The organism is Bradyrhizobium sp. HKCCYLRH3059 (assembly GCF_051168035.1).
Lineage (GTDB): Bacteria > Pseudomonadota > Alphaproteobacteria > Rhizobiales > Xanthobacteraceae > Bradyrhizobium.
The window spans coordinates 75,320-89,207 of record NZ_JBNPUF010000007.1 but is presented as its reverse complement, the minus strand read 5'-3'; the positions used below and the strand labels follow the sequence as shown (position 1 = coordinate 89,207).

The 13,888-nt window shown below is 66.0% G+C and carries 14 protein-coding genes; 11 read left to right on the top strand and 3 right to left on the bottom strand.

What is annotated here, in order from left to right:
- The first annotated feature begins 23 nt into the window (after nt 1–23).
- Nucleotides 24–2,546: a bifunctional diguanylate cyclase/phosphodiesterase gene (locus ACQR13_RS22065; protein WP_315753206.1), complete on the top strand. Its 2,523-nt coding sequence runs from the start codon at nt 24–26 to the stop codon at nt 2,544–2,546.
- Here the strand turns inward: ACQR13_RS22065 and ACQR13_RS22060 are convergent.
- Nucleotides 2,500–3,564, bottom strand: coding sequence for a helix-turn-helix domain-containing protein (locus tag ACQR13_RS22060; RefSeq protein WP_315753295.1), 1,065 nt, complete (start codon nt 3,562–3,564; stop codon nt 2,500–2,502). The two genes, ACQR13_RS22065 and ACQR13_RS22060, sit on opposite strands and share 47 nt — an antisense overlap.
- 381 nt (nt 3,565–3,945) lie before the next feature.
- Complete coding sequence (locus ACQR13_RS22055; protein ID WP_315712762.1) at nt 3,946–4,191, bottom strand: Lrp/AsnC ligand binding domain-containing protein; 246 nt, start codon at nt 4,189–4,191, stop codon at nt 3,946–3,948.
- Nucleotides 4,192–4,313: 122 nt separating this feature from the next.
- Between ACQR13_RS22055 and thiD the strand changes: the two genes are divergently transcribed.
- Entirely contained in the window at nt 4,314–5,114 is an 801-nt protein-coding gene (gene thiD / locus ACQR13_RS22050; protein ID WP_434863242.1) for a bifunctional hydroxymethylpyrimidine kinase/phosphomethylpyrimidine kinase, read from the top strand.
- 114 nt (nt 5,115–5,228) lie between these two features.
- On the top strand, nt 5,229–5,684 hold the full coding sequence (locus tag ACQR13_RS22045; protein WP_409977945.1) for a nuclear transport factor 2 family protein: 456 nt from the start codon (nt 5,229–5,231) through the stop codon (nt 5,682–5,684).
- 33 nt (nt 5,685–5,717) lie between these two features.
- On the opposite strand, the gene ACQR13_RS22040 is transcribed toward ACQR13_RS22045, so the two are convergent.
- Complete coding sequence (locus tag ACQR13_RS22040) at nt 5,718–6,767, bottom strand: AraC family transcriptional regulator (protein ID WP_434863241.1); 1,050 nt, start codon at nt 6,765–6,767, stop codon at nt 5,718–5,720.
- 140 nt (nt 6,768–6,907) lie between these two features.
- Here ACQR13_RS22040 and ACQR13_RS22035 point away from each other — a divergent pair, with 140 nt between their 5' ends.
- The 8 genes from ACQR13_RS22035 to ACQR13_RS22000 are packed head-to-tail and all read left to right on the top strand — an operon-like array spanning nt 6,908 to nt 13,886.
- Nucleotides 6,908–7,732 carry an alpha/beta fold hydrolase gene (locus ACQR13_RS22035; protein ID WP_315753203.1) on the top strand — a complete coding sequence of 275 codons (825 nt, stop codon included), beginning with the start codon at nt 6,908–6,910 and terminating at the stop codon, nt 7,730–7,732.
- Nucleotides 7,733–7,747: 15 nt separating this feature from the next.
- The gene (locus ACQR13_RS22030) at nt 7,748–8,260 is read left to right on the top strand and encodes a hypothetical protein (protein WP_434844060.1); all 513 of its coding nucleotides are present in this window, start codon (nt 7,748–7,750) and stop codon (nt 8,258–8,260) included.
- A 27-nt stretch (nt 8,261–8,287) separates the two neighbouring features.
- A complete protein-coding gene (locus tag ACQR13_RS22025; protein WP_315712755.1) occupies nt 8,288–8,932 on the top strand; it encodes a hydrolase in 645 nt (214 codons plus the stop codon).
- A gap of 14 nt (nt 8,933–8,946) precedes the next feature.
- Entirely contained in the window at nt 8,947–9,234 is a 288-nt protein-coding gene (locus ACQR13_RS22020; protein ID WP_315738868.1) for a XapX domain-containing protein, read from the top strand.
- A complete protein-coding gene (locus tag ACQR13_RS22015) occupies nt 9,231–11,108 on the top strand; it encodes an amidohydrolase (protein WP_434863240.1) in 1,878 nt (625 codons plus the stop codon). Before ACQR13_RS22020 ends, ACQR13_RS22015 begins: the two co-directional genes overlap by 4 nt.
- A gap of 1 nt (nt 11,109) precedes the next feature.
- Nucleotides 11,110–11,535 carry a DoxX family protein gene (locus tag ACQR13_RS22010; protein WP_316167163.1) on the top strand — a complete coding sequence of 142 codons (426 nt, stop codon included), beginning with the start codon at nt 11,110–11,112 and terminating at the stop codon, nt 11,533–11,535.
- A gap of 26 nt (nt 11,536–11,561) precedes the next feature.
- Nucleotides 11,562–12,452 (top strand): glyoxalase, encoded by an 891-nt coding sequence (locus ACQR13_RS22005; RefSeq protein ID WP_316167162.1) that lies wholly within the window; start codon nt 11,562–11,564, stop codon nt 12,450–12,452.
- 30 nt (nt 12,453–12,482) lie between these two features.
- Complete coding sequence (locus ACQR13_RS22000; RefSeq protein WP_434863239.1) at nt 12,483–13,886, top strand: alginate export family protein; 1,404 nt, start codon at nt 12,483–12,485, stop codon at nt 13,884–13,886.
- Nucleotides 13,887–13,888 lie beyond the last annotated feature (2 nt).

Genomic DNA, 13,888 nt, shown 5'->3' with positions numbered 1-13,888 from the left:
GCAGCCGTTTGGCGGGGGCCATATTGCAGGTTGAAGAGTACAGCGCACCGACGCTGCAGGAAAAGGATGATGCTCGCAGCGGTAGCGGGCGCGAGAGGCTGCGCGCGTCGCTATCGCGATACCGGCTTTATCGCCCTGCGATCATCGCGGCATGCGTCGGCGTCGTGCTGTCGGTCGTCGGGACGGTTGCCGTGGGACGCTGGGAAAACCGGCTGGCGCGCACCGATTTCGAAGGCGTGGCCGAAGCTCAGGCGATCCTGGTCCAGAACGGCGTCAACGAATATGTCAGCCGGCTGACCGCGCTGCGCACCCGCTTCGAATCCGCCAACGACGACATCACCCGCAGCGAGTACCAGACCTTCAGCGCGCGCCTGTTCGAGGCGCATCGCGGCATGCTGCGCCTGGCGTGGCTGCCGCGGATCAAGCGCAAGGAGCGCGGCGAATACGAGGCGGCGGCGATCACCGATGGTGTTCCCGCCTTTCGCATCAAGTCCTACCCCGACGGCACCGTGGCGCCGGAGAGCGACGAATATTATCCGGTCTACTTCTCCACCGAGGCGAAGACCTCGCCGGTCTACGGTCTCGATTATTGGAGCATTCCCGACCATCGCGCCGTGCTGGAACAGTCGCGCGACTACGACGTGATCGGCGCATTGCGCACGCGTCAGAACCTGATCAATCAGAACGAGCGCAACAACGCCGTGATGATCGGCATCCCCGTCTACGCCAAGGGGACGTCGCGCACGACGGTCGCCGACCGCCGGCGCAATCTCAGCGGCTTCATCATCGGCGTGTTCGACCTGCCGACGCTGTTGCAGTCGGTGCGCGCGAACAATCCCAACAGCCCGGCGCTCGCGATCAACCTTCTGCCGCCCGAGCGCGTGATCAACGCCTCCGGCGTGGACCCGCAGCGCTGGCCCGCGGACCCCAGCATCTGGTCGACGACCTTGCGCATCGGCGATGCCGACTGGGTGTTCCAGGCGGCGCCCGCCGGTGGCAGCCTGATGGCGAGCCACAACCGCGCGCTGGCGCTGTATGCGGCCGGCATGGCGACGACGATCTTCCTCGCCGTGTATCTCGCGCTGTCGAGCCGCAACGCCCTGCAGCTCGCGCTCGCCAATCGCCGCGTGCTCGAGCTGGCGCAGACCGACGCGCTGACGGGCCTTGCGAACCGCGCCTTCTTCCTCGAGGAAATGGAGCGCATCAACGACGAGAAGAGCGGCCGCTTCACCGTCTTCCTGCTCGACCTCGACCGCTTCAAGAACGTCAACGACTCGCTCGGCCATGGCGCCGGCGACGAACTGCTGGTGCAGGTCGCTCAGCGGCTGAGATCGCAGCTGCGCGACGAGGACGTGCTGGCCCGGCTCGGCGGCGACGAGTTCGCCCTGATCCAGGCCGGATCCGCCGACCAGCGCGCCGCCGCGATCGAGCTTGCGCAGCGCATCACCAAGCTGATCGCCGAGCCGTTCCAGCTCGGCGGGCAACGGGTCGAGATCGGCACCAGCATCGGCATCTCGCTCGCGCCCCAGCACGGCCGCGACCAGGAGCACCTGCTCAAGAAGGCCGACCTCGCGCTCTATCGCTCGAAATCCGCCGGCCGCAGCTGCTACACGCTCTATGACGATGCGATGTCGGCCGAGCTCGAGGCGCGCAACACGCTCGAGGGTGATCTGCGCGACGCCATCGCGCAGTGCCAGTTCGAGGTGCACTATCAGCCGTTCTACGACGCCGAGACGCGCGAGCGCCGCGGCGTCGAGGCGCTGGTGCGCTGGCGTCATCCGGTCAAGGGGCTGGTGCCGCCGGACAAGTTCATCCCGCTTGCGGAGTCGACCGGCCTGATCGTGCCGCTCGGCGAATGGATCATCGGGCGCGCCTGCGACGACGCCACCGCATGGCCGGACGACGTCAAGATCGCCGTGAACCTGTCGCCCGTCCAGTTCAAGCAGGCCGAACTGTTCGACGTCATCCAGTCGGCGCTCGCGAGGTCCGGCCTCGATCCGAAGCGTCTCGAGATCGAGATCACGGAGTCGGTGCTGCTGGAGCGCGCGGCCGAGAACGAGAGCTTCATCGACCGGCTGAAGGGCCTCGGCATCTCGCTGGCGCTCGACGATTTCGGCACCGGCTATTCGTCGCTGCGTTCGCTGACGGCGTTCCCGTTCAACAAGATCAAGATCGACAAGTCCTTCGTCGCCAATCTGAGCGTGCGCGACGAAAGTGCCGCCGTCATCTCCTCGGTCGTGACGCTGGCGCGGGGGCTTGGCATCCAGATCACCGCCGAAGGCGTCGAGACCGAAGAGCAGCTGGTGCAACTTCGCGCGCTCGGCGTCAACTTTGCGCAGGGCTATCTGCTGGGCCGGCCGATGCCGGTCGAGCAGCTCGAGCAGCATCTGGAGATCGCGCGCGCTGCGTCCGATGCCGACGAGCCGCAGCCGGCCGAAGACGCATCTGAGGACGACGCATCCGGGGACGACGACCCGCACTCGGCGGCCGTCGTCGCGCTCATTCCCCGGTCCGGGGCGCTGCTATCCCTCGCATCCAACGGCTGAGCGGCGAGGCGGTTTCGGCGTCCGCGTCGACCGGCAGGCGTGGCGAGCCCAGCATGGCGGCCTCGCGCGCGGCGCTCGGCGTGATGCCGTAGGCGGCCTTGAACAGCCGCGTGAAATGCGCATCGGTCCCGAGCTGCCAGCGCCGCGCGACCTCGCTGATGCGCTGCGTCCGCGATCCCGTCCCGGCGAGATCGAAGAATGCGCGGTGCAGGCGGCGGCTGCGGATGTAGTCGGCGATGCCGCCGATCGGCGCGAACAGGCGATAGAGCGACGCGCGAGACATCCCGAAATGCAGCGCCACCGCGTCGGCGCTGAGTTCAGGGCTCGACAGCCGCGCTTCGATATATTGGCGGACGCGGAGCAGCGAGGCGTCCGGCGTCACGCTGCGGTCGGCATCGCGGCGTTCGAGCTCGCCGCGCAGGCACGCCGAGATCAGCGCGATCGTGCCCTCGACCGCGGCCTGGCACTCGTCGAAACTCATGCGCGGCGCACAGTCGAGCAGCGCGCCGAAATGCCGCGCCAACAGCGGCGCCAGCGCGCCGCTGCGCGGCAGCACCAGGCCGTGCAGGTCGTCGACCTGCAGCAGGCGCGCATCGAACATCGGACGCGGCACCACCAACGTGACGTTCTCGAACGGTGTCGCGCGCGTTTCGAGTGTCTGGGCGAGATCGAGCACGCAGAGGTCGCCGGCCTCGACCCGGATCGGCGAGGCGCCCGCGACGCCCTCATAGCTGCCGTTCACGTAGAGCTGCAGGATGATGTGATCCACGCCGCTGCGGGCGACGGTTTCGGCCGATCGCCGGAACCGCTGGCCGCTCGCACGGGCCGATCCCAGCAGCACGGAGCCCAGCGCATAGGACAGCACGTCCGCTCTGAACGGAGCGGCCTCGCCGGCCGCGAGCTGGTCGACCTCGAAGAACGTCGACGTGGCCTCGCGCCACGCCGCAATGTTCGCCTCGGTGTCCATCTGCTCGGCGCAAAAGCCGTAGCTCGGCAGCAGGGACGAAACGGCTTTGATCTCACTCTTCACGCGGCGCCGCAGTCATTCTTGAGTTTTCGTCTCAACTTCTTGATCGACCGTATCGGATCGGCCGCCCGCCTTGACCCGGTGCTCCGCGTACCCGCTATAGAACGCCTGTCGCCAAGTTGCCGAAGGGAAAGCCGGGCCGTTCGACGGTCCCCCAATTGCCCCTCACGATCGAAAGGCCCGGCTTTCCGGCCCACTGGTGCGAATTGGCGGACAACGGTCTCCGGCCGCCACCGTCTTTCATGACGAAACCATGCTTGACCCATTTTCAGGACCTCGGCGCCCGTCGGTCACGACGGGCGCCTTTGTCGTGAGGCAGGTGTTGAGGCAGGCGCCCGACGGGCAGGCCGCGCCGGGTGAGAAAGCGCCTCGTCAGGTGGCGCCGAAGGCCTTGAACGTGATGATGGTGTGGGTGTCCTGAATGCCGGGCAGGATCTGGACCTTCTCATTCACGAAGTGGCCGATGTCGGTGGCATTGTCGACGTAGAACTTCACCAGCAGGTCGTAATTTCCCGCCGTCGAGTAGATCTCGGAGGCGATCTCGGCTTCCGCCAGCGCATTGGCGACCGTGTAGGACTGGCCAAGCTTGCACTTGATCTGGACGAAGAAGGGAACCATTGCGGGCTGTCTCCGGAAGGCATCTTTCGCCTCAATATAGCGTTTTCCGACGAAGTCGATACGCTTTCTCCGGTGGGCCGGCCTGCTTGCCGGGCGCGGCCGGCCCGCGCTAGGAAGGGGGCATGAGCACCCCCGTCGCACTCACCATCGCCGGTTCGGATTCCTCCGGGGGAGCCGGTATCCAGGCCGACCTCAAGACCTTCGCGGCGCTCGGCGTCTATGGCGCCTCGGTGCTGACGGCGCTGACCGCCCAGAACACAAGGGGCGTGACCGGGGTGCATCTGGTGCCGCCCGATTTCGTCGCCGCGCAGATCGATGCGGTGTTCGATGACCTCGCGGTCGGCGCGGTCAAGATCGGCATGGTGGCGCAGGCGCCGATTGCCGACGCCATTGCGGCAAGCCTCGCGCGCTGGCGGCCGCGGCACGTGGTGCTCGATCCGGTGATGGTCGCAACCTCGGGCGCGCGGCTGTTGCCGGAGGATGCGATCGACGCGCTGCGCCGCGGGCTGATCCCGCGGGCGTCGCTGATCACGCCGAACCTGCCCGAGGCGGCCGCGCTGCTGGACGAGCCGGTCGCGACCTCGGACGAGGCGATCGCCGCGCAAGGCCGCCGGCTGCTCGCGCTCGGCTGTCCGGCCGTGCTGATCAAGGGCGGCCACGGGCAGGGCGCCGACAGCACCGATTACCTGATCACATCAGCAACCAGCATCCCATTGCCGTCGCCGCGCATCGACACGAAGAACACCCACGGCACGGGGTGTTCGCTGTCGTCGGCCGTGGCCGCAGGGCTGGCGAAGGGGGAGAGCCTCGAGGCGGCCGTGCGCAACGCCAAGGCCTTCATCTCCGATGCCATCGCGGCGGCCGATCGCTTCACGGTCGGACACGGCCACGGCCCGGTGCATCATCTCCACCGCTATTATTGAGGTCACTCATCTTTGAGGTCACTTCCCGTGGGAAGTCCGCTTAGCTGGCGACAGCCGAAATAGCTGGGGTGGGCAACGGCTGCATCATATCTGCGCCCCGGGGGAGATGACGGAATGATGACGCGTTTCGCCGCGGTGGCCGCGGTGCTGTTCGCCACGGTCGCAACACCGGTGCTGGCTCAGCGGGCCTATTCGGCCCAGGAGGAGCGCAACAAGGCGATCGTGCTCGACTTCTATGAGCAGGGCCTCAATCGCAAGGATTTCGAGGCGGCGTCGAAATATCTCGGCACCTACATCCAGCACAATCCGAATGCCGAGGACGGCCCGGAGGGATTTCGCAAGTTCATCGAATTTTTGAAGGCCAAATTTCCACAGTCGCACAGCAGGATCACGCAGGTGCATGTCGACGGCGACTTCGTCGTGCTGCGCGTTCACGCCGTCCGCGAGCCCGGCACACGCGGCAACGCCATCGTCGACATCTTCCGTCTCAAGGACGGCAAGATCGAGGAGCATTGGGATTCGGTGCAGCCCGTTCCCGAGCAGTCGGCCAATCCCAACGGGATGTTCTGAAGAACGCCTCTGAAGGCGTCTCCCGCCGGCGGATCATGGTCCGCGCGCGACAACGACTTCCCGCCGCACGCCCTCCATCAGCCGCGAGCGGTATTCGCCCGGTGATTCGCCGAACCAACGATTGGATGCGCGGAAGAAGGTACTCTGGTCGGCATAGCCGAGCAGATAGCCGATGTCGGTGAGCGTCATGCGGAAATCGGCGAGATGGCGCTGGGCGAGCTCGCGCCTGACATCGTCGACGAGATCGCTGAAGGAGAGGCCTTCGTCCGCCAGCCGGCGCTGGAAGGTTCGGTCGCTCAAGCCCAGCTCGGCTGCGATGGCCGAGCGCAGCGGGCTGCCGTCGGGCAGCAGCCTGACGATCGCGGCGCGGGCGCGATACGCAGTGTCGGCCTTGACCAGACGCTCCAGCGCCTCGTCGGCGATCCGATCGTGGATTGCCGAAAGCTCGGGCGCCGAGGTCGTCAGCTTGCAGGCGAGATCCTGATCCGACACCAGGAAGCCGTTGAATGGCGCATCGAATTCGAGTGGGGATTGGAACGCCCTGTTGTAGCACGCGATCGACAGCGGCACCGCATGCGAGAAACGCGTGGCGAGCGGCGTCAGCGGACGATCCAGCATCCACCGGCATAGATTGAGCAGATTGACGACGCCGTAGTCATAGCGCTGCCGCGGAATCGGGCATTCACCGCCGAACACGTCGGTCCGCACCCAACGGCCGCCATTGCCCTGCTCGAGCGTGATGGTCACCGCGTCGCTCACCAGGCACATGTAGCGGATCAGTCGCGTCAGCCCGGCGAGCAGCGTGGGGCTCGACATCATGGCATAGCCGGCGACGCCATAGTTGTCAGGTCGCGGCGCATCGAGCTTTGCCAGCCCGATGTCCGGATTGCCCGAACGCTCGGCCGCCAGCATCCACAACCGGCTCAGCGCCTCGGTCGGCCAGCGGCGATCGCAATCGTCGAGATCGTCGATCGAGAGGCCTACGTCGGCGAACAGCGCGGCCGCATCCAGACCTTGCTCGTTCAGCGTCGTCGCGACGCCGCGCATCCAGGACGACGATGTGGTTCGAATCTGCTGAGCCATCCCTTGGCCTTCTGGGGCCAGTGCTTTGGCCTCCTCGGGTCATTGTGCAGATGCACATGAGATTGCATAGCACCGGGTATTGGCGATCGCGACACGAAATTCGTTGGTGCGACCGCATGGCTGGCGCGCAGGAGAAAATCATGCCCGTTCTGAAAACCAATGACGGCACAGAGATTTACTACAAGGATTGGGGCTCCGGCCAGCCGATCGTGTTCAGCCATGGCTGGCCGCTGTCAGCGGATGATTGGGATGCGCAGATGCTGTTTTTCCTCAATCACGGCTTTCGCGTCATCGCCCATGATCGCCGCGGCCATGGTCGTTCGGCCCAGGTCGCCGACGGTCACGACATGGACCACTATGCCGACGATCTCGCGGCCTTGACCGCGCATCTCGATCTCAAGCGCGCGATCCATGTCGGCCATTCCACGGGCGGCGGCGAGGTGGTGCATTACCTCGCGCGCCATGGCGAGAGCCGCGCGGCCAAGGCTGCCATCATCGCCGCGGTGCCGCCGCTGATGCTGCAGACCGCGGCCAATCCGGGCGGGCTGCCGAAGTCGGTGTTCGACGACTTTCAGACCCAGGTCGCCACGCGCCGCGCGGAATTCTATCGCGACGTCGCCGCTGGGCCGTTCTACGGCTACAACAAGCCTGGCGCCAAGCCGTCCGAGGCCGTGATCCAGAACTGGTGGCGGCAGGGCATGATGGGCAGCGCCAAGGCGCACTACGACGGCGTCGTCGCCTTCTCGCAGACCGATTTCACCGAGGATCTCAAGAAGATCACCTTGCCGGTGCTGGTCATGCACAGCGAGGACGACCAGATCGTGCCTTACGCGGATTCCGCGCCGCTGTCGGCCAGGCTGCTGAAGAACGGCGTGCTGAAGACCTACAAGGGCTTTCCGCACGGCATGCCGACCACGGAAGCCGAGACCATCAACGCCGACCTACTGACCTTCATCAAGGGCTGATCAGAGGAGGCTTGCATGACCTGGGGAATTCCGACGGCCCTGTTTCTTCAGATCCACGTGGTGCTGAGCCTGATCGGAATCGCGACCGGGCTCGTCATGCTCGCCGGCATGCTGGCAGGCCGCCATCTGGCGGCCTGGGCGGCGCTGTTCCTGGTCACGACCTTCCTCACCGGCGTGACCGGCTTTCCGCTGCCGCCGTTCGGTCTCGACCCGCCGCGCATCATCGGCATCATCCTGCTCGCGCTGTTGATTGCGGCCAGCGCCGCACTCTATGCGTTCGCGCTGTCGGGATGGTGGCGACGGGTCTACGTCGTCACCGCGCTGCTCTCGCTCTATCTCAACGTCTTCGTCGCGATCGTGCAGTCGTTCCAGAAGATCGGCGTGCTCAATGTCCTGGCGCCGACGCAGAGCGAGCCGCCGTTCGCCGCAGCTCAGCTCGTCACGCTCGCTATGTTCATTGCTTTCGGTGTCTTCTCGTGGCGGCGTTTCGCGCCAACCACGCTGGCGCCGCGAGCGTCTCTCACCTGATCGATTCGACCCTTCAAGGAGAACCTCGTGTCCAAGCTCGAAATGCTGACCCCGCAGAACTGCGCCGTGGCGCTGATCGACTATCAGCCCGCGATGTATCAGGGCGTGCAGTCTCATGACCGCCTCGGCGTGTTCAACAACATCCAGATCGTCGCCAAGGCGGCCAAGCTGTTCAAGATTCCGACCGTGCTCACCACAGTCGCCAAGGACTCGTTCTCCGGTCCCTTCATGCCGGAGGTGACCGAGCTGTTTCCAGAGCACGACATCGTCGACCGCACGGCGATGAACTCCTGGCTCGATGCCGGCTTCCGCAAGCAGGTCGCTGCCACCGGTCGCAAGAAGTTCATCATCGCGGGACTCTGGACCGAGGCCTGTGTGCTGTTCCCGACGCTCGACATGCTGCGCGAAGGCTATGAGATCTACATCCCGGCCGATGCCTGCGGCGACCTGTCGCTCGAAGCGCACAACAGGGCGATGGACCGCGCGGTGCAGGCCGGCGCGGTGCCGATCACCTCATGCCAGTTCGCCTTCGAGCTGCAGCAGGACTGGGCGCGTGCCGAGACCTATGACGGCATGATGGAGATCCTGAAGGCGCATTCGCCCTACGGCATCCAGATCCGCTTCTCCAAATGGGCGCTTGGAGAGCACGCCTCGGAGGGCGGGGCCAAGTAGTCCCGGGACGAACGATGAAGATCTATCTGTTTTCGCTCGGGGCAGGGCTGCTGGTCGGCGTGATCTACAGCCTGCTTCAGGTCCGCTCGCCGGCGCCGCCATTGGTGGCGCTGGTCGGCCTGCTCGGCATCCTCGTCGGAGAGCAGGTGATCCCCGTGGGCAAGCAGCTCCTGAACGGGACCACGCTTGCTGCCGCGTGGCAGAAGGCGGCCTGCGCCACGCACATCTTCGGCCTGCTGCCCGGCCACCACGGCCGGGCAGAGACGACCAATTCTACCGCCCAGAATGAGAAGGCCTCATGAGCGATTACCCCGATCTCATCCTCCATCACGGCCTGTTCACGACGCTCGATCGGTCCAATCCCACGGCGAGCGCGGTGGCGATCAAGGACGGCGCCTTCACCGCGGTCGGCCACGAGCAGGACGTGATGAAGCTCGCCGGTCCCCGAACGAAGATCATCGATCTCAAGGGCCGTCGCGTGCTGCCGGGGCTGATCGACAATCACCTGCACATCATCCGCGGCGGGCTCAACTTCAACATGGAGCTGCGCTGGGACGGCGTGCGCTCGCTCGCGGACGCGATGGCGATGCTCAAGGCCCAGGTCGCGATCACGCCGCCGCCGCAATGGGTGCGCGTGGTCGGCGGCTTCACCGAGCACCAGTTCGCCGAGAAGCGGCTGCCGACGATTGACGAGCTCAACGCCGTCGCGCCCGACACGCCCGTGTTCCTGCTGCATCTGTACGACCGCGCCATCCTGAACGGCGCCGCGCTGCGTGCCGTCGGCTACGACAAGGATACGCCGCAGCCGCCAGGCGGCGAGATCGCGCGTGACGCACAGGGCAATCCGACCGGCCTGCTGCTCGCCCAGCCGAACGCCGCGATCCTCTACGCGACGCTGGCCAAGGGTCCAAAGCTGCCGTTCGACTATCAGCTCAACTCGACGCGGCACTTCATGCGCGAGCTGAACCGGCTCGGCGTCACCGGTGCGATCGATGCCGGCGGCGGCTTCCAGAACTATCCGGACGACTACGCCGTGATCCAGAAGCTGGCCGATGACGGCGAGCTCACGATCCGACTCGCCTACAATCTGTTTACCCAGAAGCCAAAGGGCGAGAGAGACGACTTCCTGCGCTGGACGCAGAGCTCGACCTACAAGCAGGGCAACGACTATTTCCGCCACAACGGCGCCGGCGAGATGCTGGTGTTCTCTGCCGCCGATTTCGAGGATTTTCGCGTACCGCGGCCGGACATGCCGGCCGAGATGGAAGGCGAGCTCGAGGAGGTCGTGCGCATCCTGGTCCAGAACAAGTGGCCGTGGCGGCTGCACGCGACCTATGACGAGACCATCTCGCGCGCGCTCGACGTGTTCGAGAAAGTCAACCAGGATACGCCGCTCGAGGGTCTGCACTGGTTCTTCGACCATGCCGAAACGATCTCGGACCAATCGATCGACCGCATCGCGGCGCTCGGCGGCGGCATCGCCGTGCAGCACCGCATGGCCTATCAGGGCGAGTACTTCGTCGAGCGCTACGGCTTCGGCGCGGCCGAGGCGACGCCGCCGGTGAAGAAGATCCTCGACAAGGGCGTCAAGGTCTCCGCCGGCACCGACGCGACCCGTGTCGCTTCCTATAACCCCTGGGTGTCGCTGTCGTGGCTGGTGACCGGCCGCACCGTCGGTGGCCTGCGGCTGTATCCGCAGCGCAACTGCCTCGATCGCGAGACCGCGCTCAGGATGTGGACCGAGAACGTCACCTGGTTCTCCAACGAAGAAGGCAGGAAGGGCCGCATTGCGGTCGGGCAGTTCGCCGATTTGATCGTGCCGCATCGCGACTTCTTCTCCTGTGCGGAGGCCGAGATCGCCGACATCACCAGCGACCTCACCATGGTCGGCGGCCGCATCGTCTACGCCGCCGCCGCGTTCAAGCCGCTGGACGACGCGGCTCCGCCGCCGGCCATGCCGGAGTGGTCGCCGGTGCGCCGCTTCGGCGGCTACGGCGCCTGGCTGGAGAAGGACGATCACGGCGGCATCCGCGCCCAGGCGATGCAGATGTGCGGCTGCGCCAGCGCATGCGGCGTGCATGGCCATGACCACGCGCGGGCATGGTCCTCCAGCCTGCCGGTCTCCGATCTCAAGAGCTTCTGGGGTGCGCTCGGCTGCGCCTGCTGGGCGGTCTGAGATGGCGGGGATGTCCGACACGCCACGGCCGATCGCCGCGGTGCTCGACTGGCGCTGGCTGTGGCACGCGGCGCGGGTCGCGCTGGTTTCAGCCTATCTGATCGGCGGCGTCCAGAAGTTCATGGACTTCCCAAGCGCGATTGCCGAGCAGGCGCATTTCGGCCTGCAGCCAGCGGAGCCGTGGGCGGCGGCCGCGATCGCCGTCGAGCTGATCGGCTCGGTGCTCGTCATCGCGAACCGGTTCGTCTGGCTCGGCGCCGGGGCGCTCGGCGTGCTCACGCTCGTTGCGATGCTCGCCGCCAATGATTTCTGGCACATGTCCGGCCATGACCGGTTCATGGCGCTGAACGCCTTCTTCGAGCATCTCGGCCTGATCGCCGGCCTCGTGCTCGTCTCGATCATCTCCTGGCGCACGCACCGCGCTTGATCCACATCTGCTCATTCGAGGTCGTCATGGTCCGTTCCTGTCATCTGCTCGGCGCCGTCATCGCCACCACGCTGCTCGCCGCGCCCGCGTTCGCCAAGGACGCGGCGCCGCTGATCGGCGTGGGCGCGCAATACGACACCACGCATGTCTATGTCGCGCCGGACGACGTCGAGAAGTTCGCCACCAGCTTCCTCGCCACCTTCGGCGGCCAGAGCACCAAGCAGGTGGTTGCGACGGTGACGCCTGCTCCGAGCAGCACGACCTCGCAGCTGTTGCAGACGCCAGTCGGCACGGTCTCGCTGTTCGGCTTCAAGACCGGAATTCCGTATCCGTTCGGGGCCGAACGCACCGGCTATCTGGTCACCGATCTGGACGCGGCGATCGAGGCGGCCAAGGCCGCCGGCGCCGACGTGCTGGTCGCGCCATTCCCCGATCCGATCGGACGTGATGCCGTGATCCAATGGCCGGGCGGCGTCAACATGCAGCTGTACTGGCACACGACCAAGCCGTCCTATCCGGCGTTCGACACCGTTCCGGAGAATCGCGTCTATGTGTCAGCCGACCGCGCCGAGACCTTCACGCGCGCCTTCCTGCGCTTCTCCAAGGGCAAGGTCATCTCCGATGACACCAGGGCGCCGGGCGTCGAGATCGGCCGTCCGAATGATCACTATCGGCGCATCCGCATCGCGTCGGTGTTCGGCGGCATGACCGTGCTCGTCACCGACGGCCATCTGCCGTATCCGTTCGGACGCGAGACGACCGGCTACGAGGTGACTGATCTCAAGGCGACCCTGGACAAGGCAAAAGCAGCGGGCGCCACTGTGCTGGTCGAGCCGTTCAACTCGGACAGGCGCGAGCAGGCGGTGGTGCAGTTTCCCGGCGGCTATGTCGCGGAGATTCATGCGCCATTGAAGTAGGATGCTGCGGCGATTCCTGAGAGGTCATGGATGGCGTGGCTCCTGAGAAAGACCCTGGTCGCGAGTACGCTGCTCAGCGCGCTGTGTGCAGCCACGCCAGCTTTCGCCGAGGACAACGCCTCGCGTCCGGCGATCCGCACCAACCGCTGGCAGGAGGACTGGTCGGTGCTGGCCGATCCGGCGCTGCGCACGGCGCCATCAGATCCGATCAAGTACATCCCGCTGCAGCAGGACCATCCGCAGAGCTACGTCTCGTTCGGCATGAACCTGCGCGAGCGGTTCGAGAGCCTGGATGCCGCGAGCTTCGGCATCGGTGGAACGCGACCCGATCAGCATGTCCTGCAACGGCTGCAGATCCATGCCGACGCACATCTCAACGAGAACTGGCAGTTGTTCGTCCAGCTGGAGGACGACCGTGCCTTCGGCAAGGCCAAGATCACGTCCGTCGACCAGGACCCGCTCGACCTCCGGCTCGCCTTCCTCGCCTATGTCAATACGACGGACAGCGGCACGTTCAAGGCCCGGGTCGGGCGGCAGGATTTCGACTTCGACCTGCAGCGCTTCGTGTCGTCGCGCGACGGACCGAACGTGCGCCAGTCCTTCGATGCGCTGTGGGCCGACTGGGAAAGCGGCCCATGGCGCTTCATCGGCTTCGTCAGCCAGCCGGTGCAATATAATCTGGTGCGTCCGTTCGACGACACGTCGAACGGATCGTTCCTGTTCCACACCTTCCGCGTCGAGCGCCAGGTGCTCGGCACCAACGAATTGTCGTCGTATTATTCCTACTATCAGCGCGACAATGCGCGTTTCCTCGACGCAGCCGGCCTCGAGCAGCGCCACGTGCTGGACATCCGCTTCGCCGGCAAGCTCGCGGGCTTCGACTGGGATCTCGAGGCGATGGGGCAGGCGGGCTCGGTCGGGGCGAAGCAGATCCGCGCCTGGGGCGCCGGCGCCCGCGCCGGCTACACCTTCGCCGACCTCGCCTGGCAGCCGCGCATCGGCCTTCAGGTCGACGGCGCCTCCGGCGACCGCCATCCCGGCGACAACAGGATCGAGACGTTCAATCCGCTGTTCCCGAACGGCTATTACTTCACGCTGGCCGGCTTCACCGGCTACACCAACCTGATCCATCTCAAGCCGTCGCTGACGGTGAAGCCGACCGCCGCGCTGTCATTCATGGCCGCGATCGGCCTGCAATGGCGCGTGACCGATGCGGACGCGATCTACGTCCAGCCCAATGTCGCGGTCGCCGGCACCGCGGGGCAGGGCAGCTCGTGGTCCGGCGTCTATGCGCAGTTGCGCGCCGACTATCGCTTCAACGCCAACCTCACCGGAGCGTTGGAAGCCGTGCACTATGAGATCGGCCAGACGCTGCGCCGCGCTGGCGGCCATGACTCCGACTACATTGGCATCGAATTGAAATACGCGCTCTGAGC

Excerpts from the sequence above, each read along its gene's own strand:
- ACQR13_RS22010 (WP_316167163.1), top strand. The coding sequence starts at position 11,110 with ATGGCGGGGATGTCCGACACGCCACGGCCGATCGCCGCGGTGCTCGAC.
- ACQR13_RS22040 (WP_434863241.1), bottom strand. The coding sequence starts at position 6,767 with ATGGCTCAGCAGATTCGAACCACATCGTCGTCCTGGATGCGCGGCGTC.
- ACQR13_RS22030 (WP_434844060.1), top strand. The coding sequence starts at position 7,748 with ATGACCTGGGGAATTCCGACGGCCCTGTTTCTTCAGATCCACGTGGTG.
- thiD (WP_434863242.1), top strand. The coding sequence starts at position 4,314 with ATGAGCACCCCCGTCGCACTCACCATCGCCGGTTCGGATTCCTCCGGG.
- ACQR13_RS22000 (WP_434863239.1), top strand. The coding sequence starts at position 12,483 with ATGGCGTGGCTCCTGAGAAAGACCCTGGTCGCGAGTACGCTGCTCAGC.
- ACQR13_RS22045 (WP_409977945.1), top strand. The coding sequence starts at position 5,229 with ATGATGACGCGTTTCGCCGCGGTGGCCGCGGTGCTGTTCGCCACGGTC.
- ACQR13_RS22015 (WP_434863240.1), top strand. The coding sequence starts at position 9,231 with ATGAGCGATTACCCCGATCTCATCCTCCATCACGGCCTGTTCACGACG.
- ACQR13_RS22055 (WP_315712762.1), bottom strand. The coding sequence starts at position 4,191 with ATGGTTCCCTTCTTCGTCCAGATCAAGTGCAAGCTTGGCCAGTCCTAC.
- ACQR13_RS22005 (WP_316167162.1), top strand. The coding sequence starts at position 11,562 with ATGGTCCGTTCCTGTCATCTGCTCGGCGCCGTCATCGCCACCACGCTG.
- ACQR13_RS22035 (WP_315753203.1), top strand. The coding sequence starts at position 6,908 with ATGCCCGTTCTGAAAACCAATGACGGCACAGAGATTTACTACAAGGAT.
- ACQR13_RS22020 (WP_315738868.1), top strand. The coding sequence starts at position 8,947 with ATGAAGATCTATCTGTTTTCGCTCGGGGCAGGGCTGCTGGTCGGCGTG.